We start from the raw sequence: 23,484 nt of genomic DNA, 5'->3' as shown, positions 1-23,484 counted from the left end.
GCTTGCTTTATATCCTGCTCATTGAAAAAGCGGCATGGGATCTACGGCATGAGCCAACAGGTAGAGCCCAAAATGAAGATGTGGGCCCGTCGCCCTTCCGGTCTGTCCCGAATAGCCGATTATGTCTCCCTTTTTAAGGCGCTGGTTATTTAAAACGTTTATTTTAGACAGATGCATATAACATGAAATCACGCCGTTACCGTGATCAACGTAAACACTTTTACCGCCGAAATAGTGATCGCCAGTTAGGATTACCGTTCCATCCGCAGCACATCTTACGGGAGTTCCTGAGGCTGCCCTGAAATCTACACCCCTGTGGGGGCTTCCCGGACTGCCGTTGTATATGCGTTTTAACCCGTAGGGCGAGGTTACTATCCCGTCTACCGGACGTTTCAAAGGCAACTCCCAATGCCGTTCATTCGTTATTGTGTTGATTGCATTAGAGATTAATAACGATTCTTCTTTAATCCTCGCCATTGCCTCCTTTGGAGGCGTTACCATGGCTTGTGGGAGCTTGAGTTCCTGTACGGGGTATGACTTGGGCCGTACATCGATATCATGATGTAACGTCCATTGTCTTCCCCTTTCAAAGTAGCTCACGGTCAATGTGTAAATCCCGGGCTTTGTGTCTCTGACATCCGAGCCCAAAAGGATGCTCGCCTCATATTTGCCATCGCCACGCGTTACCTGTAGTGGAGTTTGACGATCGAGCCAAGAAATCTTGACATCAGAAATATCGTAGGGAGAAACCAGACGTGCTAAAAAAGGCTTCCCCATGCTTGCAACGTAGGTACATTTAAGTTCTGCAGATTGAGCTCGGGATGAGAGGATAAACAAAATTAGTAAAACAGAAACGGCATTTATTGTAAGAGTTGCCTTTTTGAACAATTAATACCACCTCAATAAATCATATTTGACGATATATGTTGTGATTGCATAAGCACAACAGGAGCAGGACCTATATAACCATTAGAGTCCTGCTCCTGTTTTTATATCATAAATATAACGGTTTTTGCTATGATTTTTTAGGGAGATAAGGAGTTACAAACCAATCGTAAGTGAGCACTCCTATGGCACCGCCAAGCAATGGTCCGATTATCGGCGCCACAATCCAGTAAGCGCCGGTGAAGAGGTCTGAGGATCCGACCATAGCACCAAAGATCCTGGGACCCAAATCACGGGCAGGATTGATAGCATATCCGCTTGGTCCGCCCAAGCACAGACCTACCGTGAGCACCACCAGGCCTACGATGAGAGGGCCAAGGTTGGCTCCAACGCCCAGGTTGCGTGAGTCAGAGGATGCCTGAACTCCCCACAGCAACACTGCCGTTCCCATGACCTCGGCGATGAAGGCAGTGCGGAGAGAATATACGCCCAAAGGCGACCCGCCTGCACCTCCCCAAAAGGCCTGTCCAAAGGTTGATCCAGGTCCGGTGCACCACACATTTGGCATCCCTGCAGAGATTAAACCGTCCATATAAACCAGGTAAACGAAGAGAGCGCCAAAAAAAGCCCCTATAAGCTGTGCTATGCAGAAGGGAACTACCTTTTTCCAGGGAAAAGCGCCTTTCACTGCAAGTCCCACAGTTACGGCGGGATTGAGATGAGCTCCGGAAACTCCACCCGTAACATAAACGGCCACCATGACTGCCATTGCCCATCCAAATGCTATTGTATTCCAGTTATAAGCTGATGCCGCAAGACGGGGAGCTAGTCCAACCTGAGCAACTACGCCATCTCCAAGTAAAATGAGGATAAAAGTCCCAAAACACTCCGCTAATACCTCACCCATTGTGCTTTTCTGTTCCATTATTCACATCCCTCCTCTTTAGTGAACAGCAAAGCTTTAACTATACGCCCAAATATAGTTGGCATAGCCCACCCCCTTTATTTAGTTGTCCTTATTTTATTTTGGGATTCTCTTGGTCTCTTGTTGATTATTTTAGCAATAAAACGTCCCTATAGCAATAAATTATGATAGCTAAACACATAAATTGCAACTGTTGAGATGGCTCCCCAAGGGATATAACCAGCGTTATCTTTCACCTTAAGCTGTATCATGTCTAAACGGATTACTTTATAATATAATAACAGATTTAGATAATGAGGGGTGAGAGAGGATGGCAGATGTAAAGGTCGCTGTTGTTAGGGCTGTTGGGGTAAAGGGCAATCAGGAGTTCATGGGGGGCAAGTTCGTAAGATACGATGAGGACGTGGCAGCCATAAAAGCAGCCGTCAAAAAGGCCGTTGAGCTTGCCGTTGGAAGCATTGATACTATCGTCAAGCCGGGAGACAGGGTCTTGATAAAGCCAAATCTGGCTTTCCAAGCTCCTCCCGAAAGTTTCGCGGTAGTTGATCCGAGGACGGTCGAAGCCGTGGTAGCCTTTTTAAAGGAAGAGTCTAAGGCTGCCGAGGTTTGGGTGGGCGATAACCCGTCCCTGGGCCTGCATGTCGGCAAGGCGAAGCCGGCTTTCAAGGAATCCGGCATGGAAGAGGCTGCGCTGCGTGGCGGAGCAGATCGCGTTATCTATTTCGATGAAGAGGCCACCGTGGTCGTAGAAATACCGGAAGGCAGGGTATTCAAGAAGGCAGAGGTATTTCGTCCAGTTTTGGATGCCGATGTCGTAATCAACCTGCCCAAGATGAAAGTGCATGTTGGAGGAACAGTGACTTTGGGCATCAAAAACTGGAACGGCATAGTGCCGAACAGGCATCCGAGCGGGCAACAGCAAGGCGCCCACAGGATCGATCTGGGCCAAAAGCTGGCGGACATGCTTCGCATCAGAAAGGCCGATTTAACGATCGTCGATGGGATCATCGGAATGGAAGGGCAGGGACCCCACGCGGGTACGCCCATTGAAATGAACTTGATAGTTGCAGGTAAGGACACGGTAGCCGTCGATACTGTTACCTCCTACATCATGGGCTTTGAGCCAGGTGAAATTCCTGCCGTCAGGATAGCAGCCACCGAGGGGCTTGGGGTTGGCGATTTGACCTCCATCGATGTCGTTGGCGAAAAGCTGGAAAATGTGAGGAGGTTCTTTAAGCGAGCCAACGATAATCCCGTTGGAGTATATAAAGGCCTGACTGTCATAATTCAGCAGACCTGCCCGGGTTGTTACGTGTACCTGCGCGGAGCTTTGGATTCCTTTAAAAACACTGGCATTGATGTTGAAAAAATGGTAGCGGAAAAGGGCGAATGCGTCTTCATTGCAGGCGGCGTGCCTGACTTTGATCCCCTTTATGCCGAAGGCAAAAACCTTTTTGTCCTCGGTGACTGTTGGAAGTATTTCCCCTCAAGGGAAAAGGTCGAAGAGGCTATGAAGCTCGCAAAGAAAGTGTTTACCTATCCTGGTTGTGCTCCTGTTTACGTTTTCTCGAAAGTTAATACCGATCTTCAGGCTTTCGCTCAAGGTAAGATTTAATCCACTAATGGCTCAAGTAAGTTTACTTGAGCCATTGATATAACTTTTGTCCGGTTGCTTATGGCCGGCGATTAATTTCTGGAGGTGATATTTAGTCTATTTCTGCTTTGTTTAAGGTTTTTAGTGAGATTTAAAATCAGAGAGGGGGAGTTTGAGTGAATTTTATGACGCTTCTAGCTTCATTTGGGGGCGGAGTATTTGGAGCTGCCCTAGGAGGACTGCCAATCTTTGTATTTACTGGTTTGGCGGTATTGTTAGGCGCTGCTGCCATACTTGGGGGATCATCTTTTGATTTCATTTCAAATGTGGCTTTTGGTCCTGTATTCGGCCCGCACGTTGCCTTCTGTGGCGGCGTTGCGGCTGTGGCCTATGCAGCAAAAAGGGTACCCACGGAGAGGGCAAAGACATCGTCTCCGGTGGGGCGGGTTTCAGGGATCCCGCAGCGCTACTGGTCGGAGGGCTATTTGGCATATTAGGCTATCTGTTGGTTTCTGTATTTAATTCGATTTTCCCTGCCGGCTTAACCGACAATGTAGCCCTAACAGTGTTTTTATCTAACTCCATAGTGCGTTTAGTCTTTGGAAAGACGGGCCTTTTGGGCACATTGAGCGAAGAAGCCAGGAATCGCGGACGCTTTACCCCTGGGGGAAATGATGTTTGGGCGCCCCAGCAACAAGATTTCGGTCAACTCTTCGTAATATCTCTAGGCATTAGCCTAGTGATATCTTGGTTTGCGGTCACGGTTCTAAATGTCGATCAAACTTATTTACCGGTGGCCAATTTAACCGGTTTCGGCATCTCTGCTGCATCTTTGGCATTTCTATGCTTTGGGATAAATGTCCCGGTTACACATCATATGACTCTTATTGCCGCTATTGCTGCTACGGCAAGCGGCAATGTCGTTATTGGTGCTGTCATGGGCGTTATATCCGCTTTTGTTGGAGAATTGGCTTCGCGGACATTTTATATTCATGGCGATACACACATAGACCCCCCTGCAACGGCTATATTCATAATGACCTTCATGGTATACGTACTATTCTAATCAATTAAACATATAATTATTAATTAGTAGGAAAAATATGACAGCGCTAAGCTAATGAATTGGCGCTGTCATATTTTTAATGCTAAAAGGCTTATAATACACATTCCCATCATGTCCATTGGAAATTTAAAGGGGCAAATCCAATGGACATTTTGTTATTTTATGGTATATTTAATAATGCATGTATAGAGATTGTATGTGATGCTCTATAAAAGATGTACTTATTATAAGATAAAAGGAGGGTGTTTAAAGTGGAAATATTTAAGTATATGCAGAAGTACGATTACGAACAAGTGGTCTTGTGTCACGATGCGGCTTCTGGATTGCGTGCTATCATTGCAATTCATGATACGACCTTAGGACCGGCATTGGGCGGTTGCCGCATGTGGACGTACGCATCCGAGGATGAGGCCATTGAAGACGCATTAAGATTAGCCAGAGGAATGACATATAAGAACGCTGCAGCTGGACTCAATCTCGGAGGAGCAAAGACCGTTGTTATTGGGGACCCTAAAAAAGATAAATCTGAAGCGCTCTTTAGGGCGTTAGGCAGATATATTGAATCTCTGGGCGGCAGATACATAACGGCGGAAGATGTGGGCACCAATGTGCAGGATATGGAATATATTAGGATGGAGACCAAATATGTTGCCGGTTTGGGAGAAGGCAGCGGAGATCCGTCGCCCTTCACAGCCCTTGGCGTATTTCAGGGAATTAGGGCTGCCTGCAAAGAGGTATTTGGAACTGATGATGTCGCCGGAAAGAAAGTTGCCATTCAGGGCATTGGAAATGTGGGCTTTAATTTGGCAAAGTACCTGAAAGAGGCCGGTGCTGAACTTATCGTGACAGATATTTTCGAAGAAAACGTAAAGAGGGCAGTGAATGAACTTGGCGCAAAGGCAGTAAAGCCGGATGAGATCATTGGAGTGGAGTGTGACGTATTTGCTCCCTGCGCTCTTGGGGCTATCATCAACGATGACACCATAAATAAGCTGAAATGCAAGATAGTTGCCGGTTCCGCAAATAACCAGCTCAAAGAGGAAAGACATGGCGACATGCTGCAGCAAAAGGGAATTCTCTACGTACCGGATTATATCATCAACGCAGGTGGGGTCATCAACGTGGCTGCCGAACTTGAGCCGGGCGGTTATGTTAAGGAGAAGGCCACAAGGAAAGTGGAAGCCCTTTATAACGCCGTCCTAGAGGTAATAGAGATAGCCAAGAAGGAAAACATACCCACCTACAAAGCGGCCGACAGATTGGCCGAAAATAGGATTAATTTGCTGGCGAAGGTTAGGAATAACTACATAAAGTAATTTAGTGTGGTGCATAACATAAAGGGCAAGCCGATCAGCTTGCCCTTTATATTATCACAGTATGTCTGTTTTTTTACATATTTACCCTTAAGTATTTGAAGCGTTCCACCTGTTCCTTTATTGCCCTTTCCACAGGTATGCGTTCCATGCTCGATGCGCCAAAAAATCCCACGATGCCCTTGGTATGCGCAAAGATATATTCCACATCCTCCGGTTCGGCTATGGGACCTCCATGGCATATCACCATGACGTCAGGATTGACGGACTTTGCTGCATCATGTATCTCCTGCACGCGCTTTGCCGCTTCTTCCAGGGTCAAGGCAGTCTTGGCCCCGATGCTACCTTTCGTGGTCAACCCCATATGGGCAACTATGATATCAGCGCCTGCCCGGGTCATGGCCATGGCCTGTTTTGTATCGAATACGTAAGGACAGGTCAGCATATCCATCTCATGGGCCAAGGCAATGGTCTCCACCTCCAGGTCGTAGCCCATGCCGGTCTCTTCCAAGTTTTGTATGTAGGGCCCTTCAATTGATTCAGCCTTTGTGCCATTATTTGCCCAAGTTTGGCGTTTTCTTCGGGAGTCGTGCGCATGATGGTTATATTATAATGAAGCGAGAAAATGGAATGAGTACAAATAGGGGTGGTATCATTTGCTTTTAGAAGAGAAAAGGCAAGTTATTGTTGAATATGGCAAGAAACTTATAGCGGCGGGGCTTACCAGGGGCACGGGAGGTAATATCAGTGTTTTAGATGAAAAAAGTAAGTTGATGGCAATTTCTCCCAGCGGCATGGATTATTTTGAGACCAAACCTGAAGACGTTGTGGTCATGGATTTAAACGGAAAAATTGTGGATGGGTTTAGAAAGCCGTCAAGTGAATGGAGAATGCATTTAATTTTTTATCAAAAAAGGGAAGATGTCGGTGCCGTTGTCCATACGCATTCCATGTTTGCTACAACTCTTGCTACCCTGCATTGGGAGGTTCCCCCTGCAAGCTACCTGATCGCCTATGCCGGAAAGAAAGTCCCCTGCGCCCCCTACGCCACCTTTGGCACACAAGAGATAGCAGACGCCGCATATAATGCTATGGGCGAAGAATACAATGCTGTTCTTTTGGCTAATCATGGCCTTATCGCGGTTGGGCCGGATATGCCCTCTGCCTTTGGAATAGCAGAAATAATAGAGATGGTATGTGAAATCTACTATAGGGCCAAATGCGTTGGAGAACCTGTAATTCTGCCCGACGAAGAGATGGAATTGATGCTTGAGAAGTTTAAGACCTATGGGCAAAAGTGAGTGATGCGAGATGAAAGTTCTAGTAGTTAGTAATGGTTTTATTTAAGGAAGCACTTTCCGGATGCTAATTTCATTAAATATGAATGCCACACTCTCCTCAAGTCATGGGAGGTCATTTATGTTTAGTTGTGAACGTATTATAATATATAATTGCAGAAATATCTATTTATCTTACCTGGAGAGATAACAAGATGGCTTCCTATGGATCTTACGAGTGGTGGTCTGAGGTAATTGAGCTGGACAGGCTTAAGGACCTTGTAGACAGATTTGCTGCAGCCATGCACGTTGGTGCCGTGATAGCAACCACCGACGGAACTGCGCTGACGATACCTAGCAATTTTTGTGCCTTCTGTCGCAGGCTTCGTTCCCATCCCGAAGGCAGGTGTGGTTGCGAAAGAAGCGATGCCTGGGGAGGAGAGCATGCCCTGGATGTTGGCGGTCCACTGGTTTACAGGTGCCACTGCGGATTGATCGATATGGCGAGCCCCTTGATAATTGAGGGAAGGTTAGTGGGCACCTTGCTTTGTGGACAGGTATTGCTCAGGCCTTATACCGAAGAGGAAGTCCGAAAGGAAATCGTTCCATTGTGGCCCTGTGACGCCACCGAAGTCGATGATTGGGTTCAAGACTTTTTGGCTTTGCCCGTGGTCGACGAGACGACCGTGCTCAATGCCATGAATCTGCTTAATGTGATGGCATCGCACGTAGTTGAGCTCTGCGAACGTCACCTCATAGAGAGCAAATTATTGCATAGGACCATGGAGCTGGTCAAAGCGCAGCGAGATAAGGAAACGCTTGAAAGGAACCTAAAGATGGCTCAGCTAAAGGCTTTGCAGAATCAACTTAATCCGCATTTTATGTTCAACACTTTAAACATAATGTCGCGCATGGCCATGTTCGAGGGCGCACCCCAGACGCAAGAACTCACGATTCAATTTGCCGACTATCTTAGATACATACTCAGGAGACAATCGCGTGACGAATTAGTCCCTTTAAGCAGCGAATTGGAATGCCTGAAACAATATCTGTCCATACAGAAGGTGAGGTTCAGCGACAGATTTTCCTACGTTTTGGATGTTGAGCCTGAGGCCCTATCGTGTAAGATACCTTTTTTGATCCTTCAGCCAATAGTGGAAAATGCCGTGGTCCACGGCATAGAACCGTCATTGCGCCCAGGAGTCGTACTTTTAAGAGGAAAGATATGTGAAGGAAAATTGGAAATCAGCGTGGAAGATAACGGGGTGGGTTGTTTGCCTGAAAAGATCAAAGAAGGCCTGGGCATATCCCATGTAAAGGAAAGGCTTAAACTGCATTACGGCGATGATGCTTCGTTTAACATTTGGAGCAAACCCGACGTAGGAACAAAGGTCAACATATGCATTCCCTGTAAGGAGGATTAAAATACGTGCCCAAAAAGGTGCTTGTCGTCGAAGATGAACCTTTGGAAAGGCGAGCCTTAGTGGAGATGCTTAAGTCCTATCCTCTGCTTTTGGAGATAGACGAGGCTGCCAATACGATCGATTTTGAGGAAAAGGTGCGCCTATGGAAGCCGGACGTCGTCTTATTGGATATAAAGATTCCCGGCGGAAATACCCTGACATCGTTGGGGGTGTTGAGAAATGAAGGATTTCAGGGAAAGGTCGTAATAGTGACTGCCTATGATTTCTTCGAGTACGCTCAACAGGCCGTAGGGCTCAACGTAACTGCCTTTTTGGTTAAACCCGTCAAAGATGATGTCCTTTATGACGCCTTAAACAAGGCCATAGAGGAAATACAGGAAACGGACAAAATTTCTCAGCAACTCATTAGGTTGAAGAAATTTATTTTAGAAAACAAGAGCTTTGTTGCCTCGATGATAATTCAGGGATTGGTCCGCGGAGAGGAGATCACGGAGGGGCTTAAAGCCGTAGCAAAGGAAGTGGGCTTCCTTCCAATTCAGGGCATGCATGTCTTTGGCGTGATAGCTTTAAGCGGATTTGATGCTGAAGAAAAACAGTGGTCACAGCTAATGCTTTTAGGGGAACTTCAAAGGATCTTGGGGGATTCGGTTTTTCTGGTTCCATGGGTGCGCTATATCACTCTTTTGTTTTTCAATGGTCCGATGGAAAATCCAGAATCCGTGGCGTCAAAGATCTTCGATGTTGCCTTACAAAATGATATGCATTGCAATGTAGTATACATGGGCAAGGTGACAGGTTTAAACGAAATTGATGAGGTCCTCCCGTCGTTAGAAGAGATCCTCGAAGAAAGCATCCTCGAGGGCTTTGGCAAGCTCATATACGGACAGCCTCAGGCTAAGGTTGACAGTAAGTCGACGAGCGATAGCCATGCCGATTTTGACCAGGCTTTTTCAGCTATTTTGGAGGGGATGCGTGGTGGGCAATTGCAGCTTGTAAACGATGGCGCCGGCAAGCTCTTTGCGCTCTTATCTCAATCCGATGTCGCGGTCAATGTTGAGATCGTAAGGTTATTGTTCGCTGGATACATCGGGCAAATATGTAAATTGCTTTTAGACCTCAAATGCGACGAGGAAACCCTTAAGGCTTGGGCTAGAAGACAGGTCAGGGACATGATGATACCCATAAGGTCCGTTGTCGACCTTAAAAACATGTTCTTCATTTCCCTTGAGGAGGCATGGAGGGTTAGGCAAAGCGTAAGAGATCCCGATCTTGCTTTAATACAAAAAGCCCTGGCCTTCATAGAGGACAACCTGCAAGAGGCCAATTTATCGAAAGTAGCGGAACACGTCTACGTAAGCCCCAGTTATTTAAGTCGCATGTTTGGTAAGGTTTTGAATAAAAGATTTATCGACGTAATTAAAGAAAAGCGAATAGAGCGCGCAAAGAAGCTCTTGGCAATGGGATGCAGCGTTACGGAGACGGCGACATCTGTAGGATACGACAACATAACTTATTTCAGCACCCTTTTTAAGGAAATGGCAGGATGTCCCCCCAGCGAATATAAGAGGTCGTTGCATTCGAGCGATAGCGTTGGTGCAATATAGGATATTAGCTCCAGTGGTTTAAGGTCGGCAGGAACAAAAAAACGAAAGTTTAGTAAAAAGACCTGAGATCAAGCTCTCAGGTCTTTTTATGTATGCATTAATAGGAATTATTGAACAAAATATCGCCATTATCTTTGAATGCAAAGGCATCGCTTTTTTGTTTTACTTATAAGGGACATAGGGGGTGCTTTTGTGGACGGAAGCGATCGTTTAAGGGTGATACAGGAATACGTTCCCGGCAAACAGGTGACCCTTGCTCACATAATAAGAAATCCCAAAGGAGAGCTGTGCAATAAGGTTGGCATCGATAGAGCCGGAGCAATAGGGATCATGACAATTACTCCGGGTGAGGGCGCGATTATCGCAGCCGACATGGCAAGCAAGTCCTCCAGCGTAAACATAGAGTTCGTCGACAGGTTTACCGGTTGCGTAATGCTCACAGGCGAAGTTGCCTCCGTGGAAAATGCCCTTCGTACAGCCGTCAATTCCTTGAAAGAGGTCCTGGGGTTTTTCCCGACGGACGTTACCTTTACGTGATGCGCATCATGGTCATAGGCCCATCTGGATCCGGTAAGACGACGTTGCTGAAAACGTTAGGGTTAACCAATGATGAGAGCTCCGTTCGTAAGACCTCTTTCATTCAGTTCTTTGGGAAAGCCATCGATACCCCGGGGGAATTTTTCGATCTGCCCCGCTTTTATCATGCGTTAATAACTTATTCTTCCAGGTCTGCAATGATCCTTCTTTTGGTTGACCCCACAAATTTAAAGCAGTTTCCCTCTCGTTTCGTGAAGGCCCTCAGATCCACAGTTATAGGGGTGATCAACAAGATAGATTTATCGAGCGAAGAGCAGATAAATAGGGCGAAAAGAATACTGCAGGAAACAGGGGTTAAGGAGGTGGTCTGTGTCTCGGCACTGACAGGAGAGGGGATAATGGAACTAAGGCACAAAATCGCAAGCTTAGCAGGAGGTGTGTAGAACCGTGACTGGTGAAGCGTTAGGGATGATCGAAACAAAAGGCTTAGTTGGAGCGATAGAAGCGGCGGATGCGATGGTGAAAGCGGCAAATGTTCGGCTTATAGGTTACGAGAAAATAGGCTCGGGACTAGTGACCGTGATGGTTCGCGGTGATGTTGGAGCCGTTAAGGCTGCCGTTGATGCAGGCGCCGCATCGGCAAAGCGAGTGGGCGAAATAGTCTCCGTACACGTGATCCCCAGGCCCCACAGCGACACAGAGAAGCTGCTTCCTAAGCTGGAATAGCGGCACCCTTTTTCGGGAGGTGTGATTGATGGAACAAGAGATGATGAAAAAAGTAATGGATGAGGTGATGAAGCGTATCGGTGGCGGCAGCGTGGTAGCCCCCGAGAAGGCTTCCCAGCAGCAAAGCGATGAGGAAAAGGTTGCCAGTGTGTGCGCACAAAACATTGTAGGCGTCACCGAATACGTCGGCATCTCCGAGGGCGATACCATCGGCCTGGTCGTGGCCAACGTTGAGCCTATGCTTCACGAAAAGCTGGGCATAGACAAAAAATTCAGATCCGTTGGGATCTTTTCCGGCAGGACGGGGGCCGGGCCGCAGATAATGGCCGCAGATGAGGCCGTTAAGGCGACGAACACGGAGATAGTTGTCATCGAGCTTCCCAGGGATACTAAGGGCGGTGCCGGACACGGATCATTGATAATCTTTGGAGCGGAAGACGTATCCGATGCCAGAAGGGCAATAGAAGTGGCTTTAAAGGATTTGCGTCGTACCTTTGGCGATGTTTATGCCAACGATGCCGGTCATTTGGAGTTTCAGTATACGGCTCGAGCAAGCTACGCATGCAACAAGGCATTCAATGCCCCCGTTGGCAGGGCATTTGGCCTCATCGTAGGAGCTCCTGCGGGGATCGGCTTTGTCATGAGCGATACCGCACTGAAAGCTGCTGAAGTAGAGCTGATAGATTACCTGTCTCCCACAAAGGGCCTATCTTTGACGAACGAAGTGGTCATAACCTTTACAGGGGATTCCGGCGCAGTGCGTCAGGCATTAATTGCCGCCAGAAGCATAGGCAAAAAGCTCCTGGGTGCCATGGGTGCTGAGCCCAAATCGGCTACGACTCCCTACATTTAAGCAGGGTTGCCGAGATTAAAGGGGGCGTTTAAATTGGCTGAAAAGAAAAGCAAAAGATTTGAAGTGCTAAATAATAGGCCGGTCCATAAGGACGGCTTCATAGCGGAATGGATAGATGTGGGGCTTATTGCAATGGGAAGTCCTAACGATCCCGTGCCGTCCATAAAGATAGAAAACGGCAAGATAGGGGAGATGGACGGAAAGAAGCGTCAGGATTTCGATATGATAGAACAATTCATCGCGGATTATGCCATCGATATAGATATGGCCCCACAGGCCATGGCGAAAAGCGAGACAGAACTGGCAATGATGCTTGTCGATCCTAACGTTCCAAGGACAGAAGTTACGAGGGTCTTCCAGGGCTTAACTCCGGCCAAGATAAGCAGGGTTATGGATTGCCTCAACATTGTTGAGATAATGATGGGTCTTTCTAAGATGAGATCTCGTAAGACTCCAGCCAATCAGGCCCACATAACCAGCGCAAAGGATCACCCGGTCCAGCTTGCCGCAGATGCAGCGGAGGGGGCGTTAAGGGGCTTCGTGGAACTCGAGACCACCGTTGGCGTAAATCGCTATGCCCCTTTGAATGCCTTGTCTCTGCTTATAGGATCTCAAACGGGCAGACCCGGAGTGCTTACGCAGTGCGCTCTTGAGGAGGCCTTCGAGCTCCAGATCGGAATGAGAGGCCTTACCAGTTATGCGGAGACGGTCTCGGTATACGGTACCGAAAGCGTATTCATTGATGGCGACGACACGCCCTGGTCTAAGGCGTTTCTTGCTTCCGCATACGCGAGCAGGGGCTTGAAGATGCGTTTTACCAGTGGCACCGGGGCAGAAGTACAGATGGGGGCCGCAGAGGGCAAGAGCATGCTTTACCTGGAAGCCAGATGCGTCATGATCACCAAGGGCGCCGGGGTTCAGGGCCTTCAAAACGGCTCAATTTCCTGCATAGGCGTACCGGGAGCTGTTCCAAGCGGCTTGAGGGCCGTTGCGGCGGAAAACTTGATTACCGTCACGCTTGATATGGAGGTCGCTTCCGGCAATGACCAGACCTTTTCTCATTCCGATCTAAGGCGAACCGCTCGTACGATACCTCAACTCTTTTCAGGCACAGACCTGATCTTTTCCGGCTATTCCGGCGTTCCGAATTACGACAACATGTTTGCTGGATCCAACTGGGATATTGAGGATATGGACGACTATCTGGCGATTCAGCGCGACTTCAAGGTTGATGGCGGTTGCAAGCCCGTCTCCGAAGAGGAGGTAGTCGCTGTCCGCAACAAAGCCGTAAGAGCCCTTCAGGCCGTTTATGACGCTTTAGGGTTCCCGCCCATAACTGACGCCGAGGTGGAAGCTGCGACCTATGCTAACGGAAGCAAGGATGTGCCCGACAGAAACGTAACTGAGGATTTAAGGGCCGCAGAGAGACTCTTGAACGAAGGCATAAACGGCATTGATATAGCCAAGATCCTTGCGCAGAGAGGTTTTAGGGACATAGCCGAAGCGATAGTCATGATGATGCGCCAAAGGGTTTCCGGCGATTATCTGCAGACTTCGGCCTGGATAGATCGTGACGGTACTGTTTATAGCTCCGTCAATGATCCCAACGATTACCGAGGTCCAGGGACCGGTTATAGGATCTCCGACGAACGTTGGGAGGAGATAAAGAACATTCCTTGGGCAATTAGGCCCGAGGATGTGTAAGGAGGGGAAGACCATGCAGGTCAACGAAGAATTAGTCAAAAAGGTGATAGAAGAGGTTCTGCAAGAAGTCCTAGGAGAGCAGGCTAAATCGTCTTCCCCGACGGCCACGCAGATCCAAAGGGGAGGAAAGATGACCCTGGTGGAGGTGGGGGTTGCTAAAAAAGGCACCGATCCTAAGGAAGTCGTCGTTGGCGTACCCCCTGCCTTTGGGACCGTCTTTACGGAAACTATAGTCGGTGTACCCCACAGTGAAGTGTTGCGTCAGGTATTTGCCGGGATCGAAGAGGAAGGCTTAAAGCCCAGGCTTGTTCGCGTATATCATACTGCAGACGTTGGGTTCATAGCGCATCAAGCGGCCAAACTGTCCGGTTCGGGCGTTGGTATTGGCATACTGTCTAGGGGTACAACTGTTATCCATCAACGTGACTTGAATCCTCTGAACAATTTGGAGCTCTTCCCTCAATCCCCCCTTCTTGATCCGGAGGTCTTTAGGGCAATTGGACGTAATGCTGCCAAATACGCCAAGGGAGAGCGCCCCACTCCGGTTCCGACTAGAAATGATCCCATGGCCAGACCTCGATATCAAGGGATTGCAGCGCTTCTTCACAATAAAGAAGCGCGCTATTTGGATCGCTCCAAGCCACCGATGGAGCTAGAAGTCCGTTTTGAATAAAAGGGGGCGTTGAAATTGGCTGAAAAGCTTAACGAGGAAATGATAGCCGAATTGGTGAAGCAAGTCTTGAAGGAAATGGCAAAACCGCAGGGCGAGAAAAAGGCTGAAGCAACCTATAGAGGACAAGCTCAAGAGGGCCGTCTTACCGTTGAAGATTATCCCTTAGGTTCGAAAAGGCCCGAGATTATAAAAAGCCCGAGGGGTAATGCCTTTAACGATCTTACCCTGGATGCCGTCATGGAAGGAAAGGCGACCTTCGAAGACTTTCGTATTGATCCGGATGCCTTGTTGATGCAGGCTCAGATAGCCGAAGCCGCAGGTAGAAAGCAAATGGCTTTTAATTTAAAGAGAGCAGCTGAATTAACTAAAGTTCCGGACGAAAGGATCTTGGAGATATACAATGCCATGAGGCCCCATCGCTCGACCAAGGAAGAGCTTCTGGCCATCGGCGATGAGCTTGAGAACAAATATGGAGCAAAGAGCTGTGCCACCTTTGTCAGAGAAGCTGTGGCCGTATATGAACGTCGAAAACTCCTGAGAGGCGATGTTCCCGAATAGCGACAAGTTTGAAAAAAGGGGGTGTCTAGGTGCCTATCGTTGCAGGCATTGACATAGGAAACGCCACAACCGAAGTCGCCCTAGCAAGAGTGGATAAGGGCTTAGTGGAATTTCTTGCTTCTTCTATTGCCTATACTACGGGAATAAAGGGAACCTTGCAAAACATTACCGGGGTGCGCAGGGCATTGTCCCTTGCCTTGGAAAAAGCCGGATGGTCACGGGAAGATTTTAAAAAGGTTGACCTGGTCTGCTTGAACAAGGCTGCCCCCGTAATAGGTGATGTGGCGATGGAGACCATTACGGAGACGATAATCACTGAATCGACCATGATAGGACACAACCCCTCTACCCCCGGAGGGGTTGGCGTAGGCGTCGGAGAGACGATATCGATCTTTGATTTGGATAAGGTTGAACGCGATCATCCTGTAGTGGTCGTCATCCCAGGCAGCGTGAGCTTTGAGGAAGCTGCCAAGATGATAAACGATGCCTTTTCTAAGGGGATAGATGTGAGAGGAGCCATATGCCAATCGGATGACGGAGTATTGATAGCAAACAGATTAAACAAGGTCATCCCAATAGTCGATGAGGTAAAAGCCATAGATCGCGTTCCATTGGGCATGCAATGTTGTGTGGAAGTTGCCCCTCCCGGACGATCGGTAGAGTTGCTTTCCAATCCCTACGACATTGCCACGATTTTTGGCTTATCTGCCGATGAGACTCGCCAAATCGTTCCCGTCGCCAAGGCCCTTATAGGGAACAGATCCGCGGTCGTCATAAGGACCCCCCTAGGCGAAGTAAAGGAAAGGCGAATTCCTGCCGGAGAGCTTTACATTGTTGGTCCGACAGGCAGAAGAAGCATAAATATCGACGAAGGCGCAAAAGCCATAATGGAAATGGTTGAATCCAGCTGGCCTATTCAGGATATCTTTGGGCAGCCGGGGACAAATGTGGGCGGAATGATGGAAAGAGTCCGAAAGACCATGTCGGAACTGACTAGCCTCCCCTTGGGAGAGATACATATTAAAGACTTGCTGGCAGTTGATACCATGGTCCCTCAGCGGGTCGTTGGGGGTTTAGCTGAGGAGTTTGCGATGGAAAATGGGGTAGCTCTGGCGGTTATGGTTGAAGCTCAGGAGCTTCCCATGCAAAGGCTTGCTTCCGCCATAGAGTCGGAAATAGGGGTGAAGGCGGAAATAGGGGGGGTTGAAGCCGAGATGGCCATAATGGGTGCTTTGACCACCCCTGGCACAAGCACCCCCTTGGCCGTCTTGGACTTAGGTGCGGGAAGCACTGATGCCTCTCTGATGCGGCCCAACGGACAAGTCGAGCTCATACACCTGGCCGGCGCGGGCAATATGGTTAATACGATAATAGCAAGTGAGCTTGGGCTAGATGACATGGAGCTGGTGGAAAACATCAAGATGCACCCCCTTTGCAAGGTTGAAAGCGTGTTTCACGTAAGGCTTGAAGACGGCACGGTAAGGTTTTTCGACAAACCTTTGGCGCCCGAGCTCTTTGGCAGGGTAGCTCTGATCATAAGCGAAGATTTTTTGAGTCCAATTCTACTCGATGCCTCGATTGAGAAAATAAGGGACGTCAGAAGAAAGGCAAAAAGGGAAGTCTTCGTGACTAATGCGACTAGAGCTTTGAAACACGTTGCCCCGGCACAGAACATTCGCCTCATTGACTTCGTGGTGTTGGTCGGCGGTTCGGCTTTGGATTTCGAAATTCCAAACATGATAACGGAGGAGCTGTCGAAATATTCGGTCGTGGCTGGTAGGGGCAACATCAGGGGGACCTTGGGTCCGCGCAACGCCGTGGCAACAGGCCTCGTGTTGTCGACCGTTGGGAGGAAGATTTTATGACTTGGTGCGGGAGGGTAGGCGAACTCAGGGATGAGCGACCGACTATACTTCTCCTTCTTCCGGAGTCCTTGAAAGATAAGGCTAACGAAGTTGGGGTTGGCGCAGAGGAAGAGGGGGTTCCAATGGAATGGGATTTTATGGATGGAGACCCTAAAACTTTAGCCTGGGAGGCTGCCAACAGGTCACGTCTGCGTGTGGGGATCGGCGTTACCCCTAAGGCTTACGCAATAACGCTGGCGAACCTGGATCCCGGCAATCCCCTAATTCTCGTTGAAAATGGGGAAACCTCACTTCGATGGCTTGGACAAGCTGCAGCGCGCTTGGTTAAAGGCCTTCCCCTTCCTCCCATGGACGGCAAAGCAGATGTGAAGAAAGACGATCCGGATGAAAGTCAGGTCGCTGAAATAGTAGCCAAGATATTGAGAGAAATGGGCTTGGCTTGAGAAAGGGGGATCCCCGGTGTGCAGGAGATTAAATTAGCCCTTGGGTTTATAGAGACAATAGGCTTAGTAGCTGCTATTGCAGCTGCGGATGCGGCTTTAAAGGCCGCAGACGTGAGCTTAATAGGCCGCGAGAATTCCCAAGGTGGCATGATGACCGTCAAAATTGCAGGAAATGTCAGCGCGGTGAAGGCTGCCCTGTCTGCTGCCAAGGCTGTCTCTGAAAGGGTTAACCGTGTTTGGTCCATAGACGTCATTCCAAGGCCGGGGCAGGGTATTGGTGGAATGTTAACCTATAACAAGGCAACACTGGGATCACAGGAATGGCTAAATTTGATGCTTTCATCCAAAGCCCTAGAACAAAAGGGACCTATGGTTGGTGAAGGCAAACCAGAGAAAAACATGGACCAGGAAGAGGCACAAAAGAATCGAACCAAGAAAAGAGCGCCTAGAAAAAGGTACAAGAGGATCTCGGAAAAGGACGATCAGGATGTAATTATGGATGAAGAAGAGGGAGGTATGACATATGACTCAGGAAGCCCTGGGGATGATTGAAACTAGAGGTCTGATTGGCGCCATAGAAGCCGCTGACGCCATGGTAAAAGCGGCAAACGTCCGTTTGGCAGGACAGAGGTTTTCGGGGGCAGGATTAGTGACGGTGATGGTTCGTGGTGATGTTGGTGCCGTGAAGGCCGCGGTGGATGCCGGAGTGGCAGCAGCCTCCAGGGTTGGCGAGGTCGTTTCATCTCACGTCATTCCAAGGCCACATACCGATACGGAAACCATTTTACCGCAGGAAGGTGCGCCCAAGGCCGAATCGCTCAATGTACAAACCGATTGAAGAATACCTGCGGCTGAAAAGAGGAAGTGACGACGATGAATGATGTACTGATAAGTGAGATCGTTCGCCGCGTATTGGATAAGCTTAACGTTGACTTAAGCGATCCCACTTTAGTTGTGGCGGGTGTAAGCAATCGCCACATTCATCTCACCGCTGTAGACGTGAAGATCTTGTTTGGAGAGGACTATACTTTGACTAAACTTCGCGATCTGCGTCAGCCCGGTCAGTATGCCTGCAAGGAGACCGTTACCTTAGTTGCGCCTGGCGGTGTATTGGAAAACGTTCGCATCCTTGGACCTATAAGGAAGAGCACGCAGGTGGAGATGGCGATGTCGGACGCGATAAGGCTTCATATCGACATACCGCTTATCAAAAGCGGATCAAGCCAACCCTGCCCTCCCATCATTGTATTGGGACCCAAGGGGCACATCGTTTTGACCAAAGGCGTCGGCATGGCGCGTCGTCATCTGCACCTATCTCCGGCTGAAGCCCAGGCACTTGGCCTAAAGGATGGCCAAGAAATAGATGTGGAAGTAAGGGGAGATCGAGGCCTCATCTTTAAGCGAGTATGGGTGAGGGTTGGTCCGGACATGATAAGCGAATTTCATGTTGATATTGACGAGGCAAACGCATGTAGCCTTAAAACCGGGGATTATGTGAGGGTCTTGGTATGAGCTTTGAGACTTGCGGTGCTACGATCAACAACGTCCTCAGCGAACAAACGGTGGAAAAGCTAGCCTCTATTGATAAGGCATTGACCTTTGGCGGGCCATTGACCGATTGGGATGAACTTTATCTGGGATTTGATCTTGGAACAACCAACATGAAACTGGTCGCCCTTAACGAATCGGGACAACCTGTCAGTGCGGTCTTGAACGATTCGCGTTCCTCGATACGTGACGGGGTCATAGTGGACTACATGGCTGCAATAGAGGGCATGGAAATGTGTCTAAAGACCCTAAGGCGACGCCTGGGCGACCTTGACTTTACGGCCATGGGCGCAGCTGCCTATCCTCCGGGGATATCGCAGAGGACGGCCCAAGTGTGCGCAAACATAGTTGAGGCTTTGGGATTTCCCTGCATGGGGCTTTACGAGGAGCCTGTAGTTGCCTCCGTTGCGCTGGGAATTGAAAACGGCGCAATAGTAGACATAGGAGGCGGGACTACCGGTATCGCCGTCATCCAGGGGGGAGAGGTGGTATATTCTGCCGACGAGCCAACGGGTGGCACTCATGTCACGTTGGTCCTGGCTGGAGCTTTAGGCATATCCTTCGATGAAGCCGAAAGGTTAAAGCGGGATACCAAATCTCACAGGAGGATTTTCAATATAATTCGTCCCGTGTTCGAAAAGATGGGCGTCATTGCCAGAGATCATTTGGACAAAAGCGGCTTCCTGGGAAAGGTGCCTGTAGTTATCGTTGGGGGCGGAGCCAACATAGAGGGCGCTCCCGAGGCGATATCTCAAGCTATGGGAAGCGAAGCGGTTTTGGCTCCCTATTCCATGGTAGTCACTCCTTCGGGTATCGCTGAATGTCTGTGGAGGCGTTGTCATGGAGGCCATGGTAAATAATATATGCGACATCGTGCTTAAAAGGCTACATATGCCCAGGGTGGGCATACTTTGGACGTCCGGCAATCACGATTTCCTCCGGTGGGCTCCATCTGGGGAACTGACATGGGTGCATTATTTGTCAGGCGATTTCACTAAATCGTCTAATCACGCCAACAACCCCTGCTATATTGTCGAGTCATTGACCGATCCGTATCGTGAGGCAAAGACGTTATCGGCTCTGATCATACCCAACATTTCCCTTGATTTCGTTTCTAAGCTGTGTTTGGGGTTGCCCTTTACCGCTGCAGGGTCTCTCGTTTTCGGATGTCTGGACGAACAACTGCCCGTGATAGTTGACGATACCTGCATTACAAGATGGCTAAGGACAATAGACCCTAAGAGGATCGACGAAATTACGTCCAGGCTTTGTAATTTGGGGTTTATCGTAATTTCAAAAATAGGATCGACTAACTCTTCCCGTGTCCTCGAGTTAGACGAAAAGGGTTGGATAAGTTGGTGTGAGATAGCTGACCGCCTCTCAGGCATTGGTGTGGTGATCTTAAAAAATGGATCTCGTTTGACCGATGAAGCCGAGGACAGATTGAGGTCGCTTGGCATAAAGATCGAAAGGTAGGTTGGATCCATGGCCCTTCAGTGGGAACTCATAATTGCACCGTCCGTTTCCTGTAAGCGGATCATAAAAAATCGCATACGCAGGGGCATTTCCTCCAAGGAGGATCAAGAACTGCTTGATAGCGTTAAATGGGGAGCCGTGCTGATATTGCAGGGAATGGTGGCACAGACCATAGCAGCCGTCGACATTGCAACCGATATAGCCTCCGTGGAGGCCTTCGAAGTCATGGGCAATTGCCCCCAACATATGCCTGCCGTTGCCATAGTTGGGGCTGTTGCCGAAGTGGAAAGGGCCTTGGAGGCCTTGAAAGGTGGGGGTAAATTACAATGAAACTTGGAAAAGTCATAGGACAAGTTGTCTCGACTAGAAAGGATGAAAGGTTAGTAGGACATAAACTGCTGTTAGTGCAGTTTCTAGAGCCTGGAAAGGACGGAAGGCTCATGTCCGCGCGGGGTGACGGTCGTGTCGAGATATCGGTTGACCTTGTGGGTGCCGGAGTTGGGGAGATAGTCCTCCTTTGTTCAGGCAGCTCGGCCAGGAATGCGGCCGGTGTAACGGATGCCCCCATAGATTTTGCGATAGTAGGCATTGTCGATACGGTAGACGTATGCTCCGATGAGATCATGTGAGAGGCCAAAGAAGTGCCATGGTGAAGATATATACCAAAACGGGAGATGTGGGGGAAACGTCCTTATACGACGGCACTCGGGTGAGAAAGGATGACCCGAGAATCGTCTTAAACGGTACGCTGGATGAGGTGACCTGCGCTTTGGGAATTGCGCGATCTAAGGCCACGCCTAAGGTTTCAGGCTGGATTTGTGAGCTTCAGTCGGAGCTAATATTGGTCATGGCTTACATAGCGCGCGGGCAAGCCCAAAGGCAAAAACCTTCACCCCAGGAACTGGAAAAACGCATCGATCTCCTCATAAGCGAATATCCCTTTTTCAATCAGTTCGTGCTCCCGGGTGACGACGAGGTAAGTTCGATGCTTCACCTTGCAAGGTCCTTTGCCAGGAGGGCGGAAAGGGCAGGGCTGCAGGCTTTGGAATTGAATTTAATAGACAGCGAGACTTATATGTATTTGAACCGCCTTTCTGATTATATATATGCTCTTGCTATCTCGGCACATTGGGAAAGCGTTATAAACAGAGTCACAAAAAAGGTGGTGTTAAAAATGGGACAACAGGCGGATATGGGGTCAAAACCTTTAAATGCGGATGTGGCGCGTAAGCTGATGAATGCAGGGCGCAATAAAGCCAACGAGATAGGCGTCCCCATGGCGATGGCAGTGTGTGATGCCTTCGGCCTTCCTGTGGCTTTTGAAAGGATGGAGGGAGTGCTTCAAGTCAGCTTAGGCCTTGCCCCAAAGAAGGCTTCCACCGCCATAAAACTTAAGATGCCGACGGGCAATTTGGCTGAATTGGTGCAACCGGGTAAAGAATTGTACGGACTTCAGAATGACCCTGAGCTCGTGGTATTTGGCGGCGGCTTGTTGCTTAAAAATGGCGAAGAAATAGTTGGAGCCGTCGGGGTAAGCGGAGGATCCGTCAAAGAGGACACGATCGTGGCGGAGGCCATGGTAAAGGCGTGGGAGAGTTAGGAGGGGTTTACATGAACACGACAATCGAAGTCGATGATCTCGTTAAAAAAATAGTGGCAAGAGTTGCCAGCGAGCTAGCTCGCGAAGAGGCAAAACCTCCCACCTCTGTAAATCAGATCGTTGAAGCTGCAGTCAAAGCCCAGAGGGCCTGGCAGTGGGATTTCAACCTGGAAAGCCGAACGAGGGTAATTTCAGCCTTAAAATCAAAGCTCTTGCCCCATGCCGAGGAATTGGCCAAAATTGCGCGAGACGATACTAATATGGGTCGTCTAGACGATAAAATATTAAAGAAGAAACTTGCAATTACCAAGACGCCGGGGCCTGAATACTTCACTACCAGGGCAATATCAGGCGACAATGGCCTTATACTGGAAGAGCTGGCTCCCTTTGGACTCATAGCCTCGATAACGCCCTCAACCAATCCGGTGGCAACCGTCATAAATAATACGATCTGCATGCTGTCGGGAGGGAACGGAGTGGTGTTCTCTCCTCATCCGGGAGCGTTGCGCTGTACCTTTAAGACCATCGACCTCATCAGGGGCATTTTGGCCGAGGAAGGCGCTCCCGTTGAGGTGGTATCGACGTTAAGCGATGCGTCGCTGGATAGTTTAAAGGAGTTAATGTCCCATCCGGACATTAAGCTGATATCGGCCACAGGAGGACCAGGAGTGGTAAGGGCTGCCCTTTCTTCAGGCAAGCCTGCCATAGGGGCGGGTCCTGGCAACCCTCCGGTCTTGGTCGACGAGACGGCGCATCTCGAAAAAGCTGCCAAGGACGTAATCGCAGGTGCTTCCTTTGACAACAACCTTCCCTGCATCGCGGAAAAGGAACTGATAGCCGTCAATTGTATTGCCGACGAGCTGAAAGATCTAATGTGCCATAACGGGGCGTACGAATTAAAGGATCGATCGAAGATAGACGCTTTGGTCGACCTGGTGTTGACAAAGGATCACAAAATAAAAAAGGATATGGTTGGCAAGGATGCATGCGTATACCTGGAAAAGTTGGGCATTACCCCTCCTCCCAATGTGCGGCTTATATTAGTCGAATGTGACGAAAGACATCCCTTCGTCCAGGAAGAGCTCATGATGCCGATACTTGCCATGGTAAGGGTTGCCGACTTCAAAGAGGGACTGGCCATGGCAAAGCGCGTAGAACACGGCTTCAGGCATTCTGCCATAATCCACAGCACCAACATAGACAACATGAGCGACATGGCAAAGGTGATGGAGACGTCGATGTTCGTCAAAAATGCACCCTCATTTGCATCTATAGGCGTTGGAGGCGACTGCCCCACGGCATTTACCATAGGAACGACCACCGGAGATGGCCCGACTACGCCGCTGTCCTTCTGCAGGCTGCGCCGTTGCGTCCTTCACGGAGCGTTTCGCATAGTTTAGGCAGGCGAAACCT

The 23,484-nt window shown here is 49.1% G+C and carries 29 protein-coding genes; 25 read left to right on the top strand and 4 right to left on the bottom strand.

Annotation, left to right across the window (positions count from 1 at the left end; genetic code table 11):
• Positions 1 to 18: 18 nt before the first annotated feature.
• Together BUQ78_RS05070 and BUQ78_RS05065 are read right to left on the bottom strand one after the other, a co-directional pair.
• A complete protein-coding gene (locus BUQ78_RS05070; protein WP_074199484.1) occupies positions 19 to 888 on the bottom strand; it encodes a M23 family metallopeptidase in 870 nt (289 codons plus the stop codon).
• Positions 889 to 1,015: 127 nt separating this feature from the next.
• A complete protein-coding gene (locus BUQ78_RS05065; protein ID WP_074199483.1) occupies positions 1,016 to 1,810 on the bottom strand; it encodes an MIP/aquaporin family protein in 795 nt (264 codons plus the stop codon).
• A 310-nt stretch (positions 1,811 to 2,120) separates the two neighbouring features.
• Here BUQ78_RS05065 and BUQ78_RS05060 point away from each other — a divergent pair, with 310 nt between their 5' ends.
• The 4 genes from BUQ78_RS05060 to BUQ78_RS05050 all read left to right on the top strand — a co-directional run bounded on the left by BUQ78_RS05060 (position 2,121) and on the right by BUQ78_RS05050 (position 5,786).
• Positions 2,121 to 3,425, top strand: coding sequence for a DUF362 domain-containing protein (locus tag BUQ78_RS05060; RefSeq protein ID WP_014806014.1), 1,305 nt, complete (start codon positions 2,121 to 2,123; stop codon positions 3,423 to 3,425).
• A 155-nt stretch (positions 3,426 to 3,580) separates the two neighbouring features.
• Complete coding sequence (locus tag BUQ78_RS10135) at positions 3,581 to 3,901, top strand: DUF7973 family transport facilitator (protein WP_318259520.1); 321 nt, start codon at positions 3,581 to 3,583, stop codon at positions 3,899 to 3,901.
• An 8-nt stretch (positions 3,902 to 3,909) separates the two neighbouring features.
• On the top strand, positions 3,910 to 4,470 hold the full coding sequence (locus BUQ78_RS10130; RefSeq protein ID WP_318259519.1) for a DUF7973 family transport facilitator: 561 nt from the start codon (positions 3,910 to 3,912) through the stop codon (positions 4,468 to 4,470).
• Between the two features lie 251 nt (positions 4,471 to 4,721).
• Positions 4,722 to 5,786 (top strand): Glu/Leu/Phe/Val family dehydrogenase, encoded by a 1,065-nt coding sequence (locus tag BUQ78_RS05050; protein ID WP_074199482.1) that lies wholly within the window; start codon positions 4,722 to 4,724, stop codon positions 5,784 to 5,786.
• 73 nt (positions 5,787 to 5,859) lie between these two features.
• Here the strand turns inward: BUQ78_RS05050 and BUQ78_RS05045 are convergent, their stop codons facing one another.
• Both BUQ78_RS05045 and BUQ78_RS10180 read right to left on the bottom strand, forming a co-directional pair.
• Entirely contained in the window at positions 5,860 to 6,279 is a 420-nt protein-coding gene (locus tag BUQ78_RS05045; RefSeq protein WP_200779693.1) for a phosphoenolpyruvate hydrolase family protein, read from the bottom strand.
• A complete protein-coding gene (locus tag BUQ78_RS10180; protein ID WP_143228331.1) occupies positions 6,222 to 6,380 on the bottom strand; it encodes a hypothetical protein in 159 nt (52 codons plus the stop codon). Before BUQ78_RS10180 ends, BUQ78_RS05045 begins: the two co-directional genes overlap by 58 nt.
• A gap of 59 nt (positions 6,381 to 6,439) precedes the next feature.
• On the opposite strand from BUQ78_RS10180, the gene BUQ78_RS05035 reads away from it, so the two are divergent.
• The 21 genes from BUQ78_RS05035 (at position 6,440) to BUQ78_RS04935 (ending at position 23,471) form a co-directional block, all read left to right on the top strand.
• On the top strand, positions 6,440 to 7,084 hold the full coding sequence (locus tag BUQ78_RS05035) for an L-fuculose-phosphate aldolase (RefSeq protein WP_074199481.1): 645 nt from the start codon (positions 6,440 to 6,442) through the stop codon (positions 7,082 to 7,084).
• A 191-nt stretch (positions 7,085 to 7,275) separates the two neighbouring features.
• Complete coding sequence (locus tag BUQ78_RS05030; protein ID WP_074199480.1) at positions 7,276 to 8,484, top strand: sensor histidine kinase; 1,209 nt, start codon at positions 7,276 to 7,278, stop codon at positions 8,482 to 8,484.
• Positions 8,485 to 8,489: 5 nt separating this feature from the next.
• On the top strand, positions 8,490 to 10,088 hold the full coding sequence (locus tag BUQ78_RS05025; RefSeq protein WP_074199479.1) for a helix-turn-helix domain-containing protein: 1,599 nt from the start codon (positions 8,490 to 8,492) through the stop codon (positions 10,086 to 10,088).
• A 192-nt stretch (positions 10,089 to 10,280) separates the two neighbouring features.
• A complete protein-coding gene (locus tag BUQ78_RS05020) occupies positions 10,281 to 10,625 on the top strand; it encodes a BMC domain-containing protein (protein WP_014806022.1) in 345 nt (114 codons plus the stop codon).
• Positions 10,625 to 11,068: a EutP/PduV family microcompartment system protein gene (locus BUQ78_RS05015; protein ID WP_084532372.1), complete on the top strand. Its 444-nt coding sequence runs from the start codon at positions 10,625 to 10,627 to the stop codon at positions 11,066 to 11,068. The genes BUQ78_RS05020 and BUQ78_RS05015 overlap by 1 nt, the downstream gene beginning before the upstream one ends.
• Before the next feature lie 4 nt (positions 11,069 to 11,072).
• Positions 11,073 to 11,351, top strand: a complete 279-nt coding sequence (locus tag BUQ78_RS05010; RefSeq protein ID WP_014806024.1) for a BMC domain-containing protein — start codon at positions 11,073 to 11,075, stop codon at positions 11,349 to 11,351.
• A gap of 28 nt (positions 11,352 to 11,379) precedes the next feature.
• Entirely contained in the window at positions 11,380 to 12,204 is an 825-nt protein-coding gene (gene pduB, locus BUQ78_RS05005) for a propanediol utilization microcompartment protein PduB (RefSeq protein ID WP_014806025.1), read from the top strand.
• A gap of 33 nt (positions 12,205 to 12,237) precedes the next feature.
• The gene (locus tag BUQ78_RS05000; RefSeq protein ID WP_014806026.1) at positions 12,238 to 13,908 is read left to right on the top strand and encodes a propanediol/glycerol family dehydratase large subunit; all 1,671 of its coding nucleotides are present in this window, start codon (positions 12,238 to 12,240) and stop codon (positions 13,906 to 13,908) included.
• 13 nt (positions 13,909 to 13,921) lie between these two features.
• Entirely contained in the window at positions 13,922 to 14,581 is a 660-nt protein-coding gene (locus BUQ78_RS04995; RefSeq protein WP_074199477.1) for a propanediol/glycerol family dehydratase medium subunit, read from the top strand.
• 15 nt (positions 14,582 to 14,596) lie between these two features.
• Positions 14,597 to 15,139, top strand: a complete 543-nt coding sequence (locus BUQ78_RS04990; RefSeq protein WP_014806028.1) for a diol dehydratase small subunit — start codon at positions 14,597 to 14,599, stop codon at positions 15,137 to 15,139.
• Positions 15,140 to 15,168: 29 nt separating this feature from the next.
• Positions 15,169 to 17,004: a diol dehydratase reactivase subunit alpha gene (locus BUQ78_RS04985; RefSeq protein ID WP_074199476.1), complete on the top strand. Its 1,836-nt coding sequence runs from the start codon at positions 15,169 to 15,171 to the stop codon at positions 17,002 to 17,004.
• Entirely contained in the window at positions 17,001 to 17,447 is a 447-nt protein-coding gene (locus tag BUQ78_RS04980; protein ID WP_074199475.1) for a glycerol dehydratase reactivase beta/small subunit family protein, read from the top strand. The genes BUQ78_RS04985 and BUQ78_RS04980 overlap by 4 nt, the downstream gene beginning before the upstream one ends.
• A gap of 18 nt (positions 17,448 to 17,465) precedes the next feature.
• Positions 17,466 to 17,999: a BMC domain-containing protein gene (locus BUQ78_RS04975; RefSeq protein ID WP_074199474.1), complete on the top strand. Its 534-nt coding sequence runs from the start codon at positions 17,466 to 17,468 to the stop codon at positions 17,997 to 17,999.
• Positions 17,971 to 18,285 (top strand): BMC domain-containing protein, encoded by a 315-nt coding sequence (locus BUQ78_RS04970; protein WP_014806032.1) that lies wholly within the window; start codon positions 17,971 to 17,973, stop codon positions 18,283 to 18,285. The genes BUQ78_RS04975 and BUQ78_RS04970 overlap by 29 nt, the downstream gene beginning before the upstream one ends.
• Positions 18,286 to 18,320: 35 nt before the next feature.
• A complete protein-coding gene (locus BUQ78_RS04965; protein ID WP_084532225.1) occupies positions 18,321 to 18,959 on the top strand; it encodes a PduL/EutD family phosphate acyltransferase in 639 nt (212 codons plus the stop codon).
• Positions 18,956 to 19,855, top strand: a complete 900-nt coding sequence (gene eutJ / locus BUQ78_RS04960) for an ethanolamine utilization protein EutJ (protein WP_074199473.1) — start codon at positions 18,956 to 18,958, stop codon at positions 19,853 to 19,855. The genes BUQ78_RS04965 and eutJ overlap by 4 nt, the downstream gene beginning before the upstream one ends.
• Positions 19,836 to 20,471 (top strand): hypothetical protein, encoded by a 636-nt coding sequence (locus BUQ78_RS04955; protein ID WP_074199472.1) that lies wholly within the window; start codon positions 19,836 to 19,838, stop codon positions 20,469 to 20,471. The genes eutJ and BUQ78_RS04955 overlap by 20 nt, the downstream gene beginning before the upstream one ends.
• 9 nt (positions 20,472 to 20,480) lie before the next feature.
• Complete coding sequence (locus BUQ78_RS04950; protein WP_014806036.1) at positions 20,481 to 20,801, top strand: hypothetical protein; 321 nt, start codon at positions 20,481 to 20,483, stop codon at positions 20,799 to 20,801.
• Positions 20,798 to 21,100, top strand: coding sequence for a EutN/CcmL family microcompartment protein (locus BUQ78_RS04945; protein ID WP_074199471.1), 303 nt, complete (start codon positions 20,798 to 20,800; stop codon positions 21,098 to 21,100). Before BUQ78_RS04950 ends, BUQ78_RS04945 begins: the two co-directional genes overlap by 4 nt.
• 17 nt (positions 21,101 to 21,117) lie before the next feature.
• Entirely contained in the window at positions 21,118 to 22,071 is a 954-nt protein-coding gene (locus BUQ78_RS04940; protein ID WP_084532223.1) for a cob(I)yrinic acid a,c-diamide adenosyltransferase, read from the top strand.
• Positions 22,072 to 22,082: 11 nt separating this feature from the next.
• The gene (locus BUQ78_RS04935) at positions 22,083 to 23,471 is read left to right on the top strand and encodes an aldehyde dehydrogenase family protein (protein ID WP_014806039.1); all 1,389 of its coding nucleotides are present in this window, start codon (positions 22,083 to 22,085) and stop codon (positions 23,469 to 23,471) included.
• The last annotated feature ends 13 nt before the right edge of the window (positions 23,472 to 23,484 follow it).

The organism is Acetomicrobium flavidum, assembly GCF_900129645.1.
GTDB classification, from domain to species: Bacteria; Synergistota; Synergistia; order Synergistales; family Acetomicrobiaceae; genus Acetomicrobium; species Acetomicrobium flavidum.
Note: the sequence above shows the minus strand (reverse complement) of the source record. Positions and strands in the feature narration are given on the sequence as shown.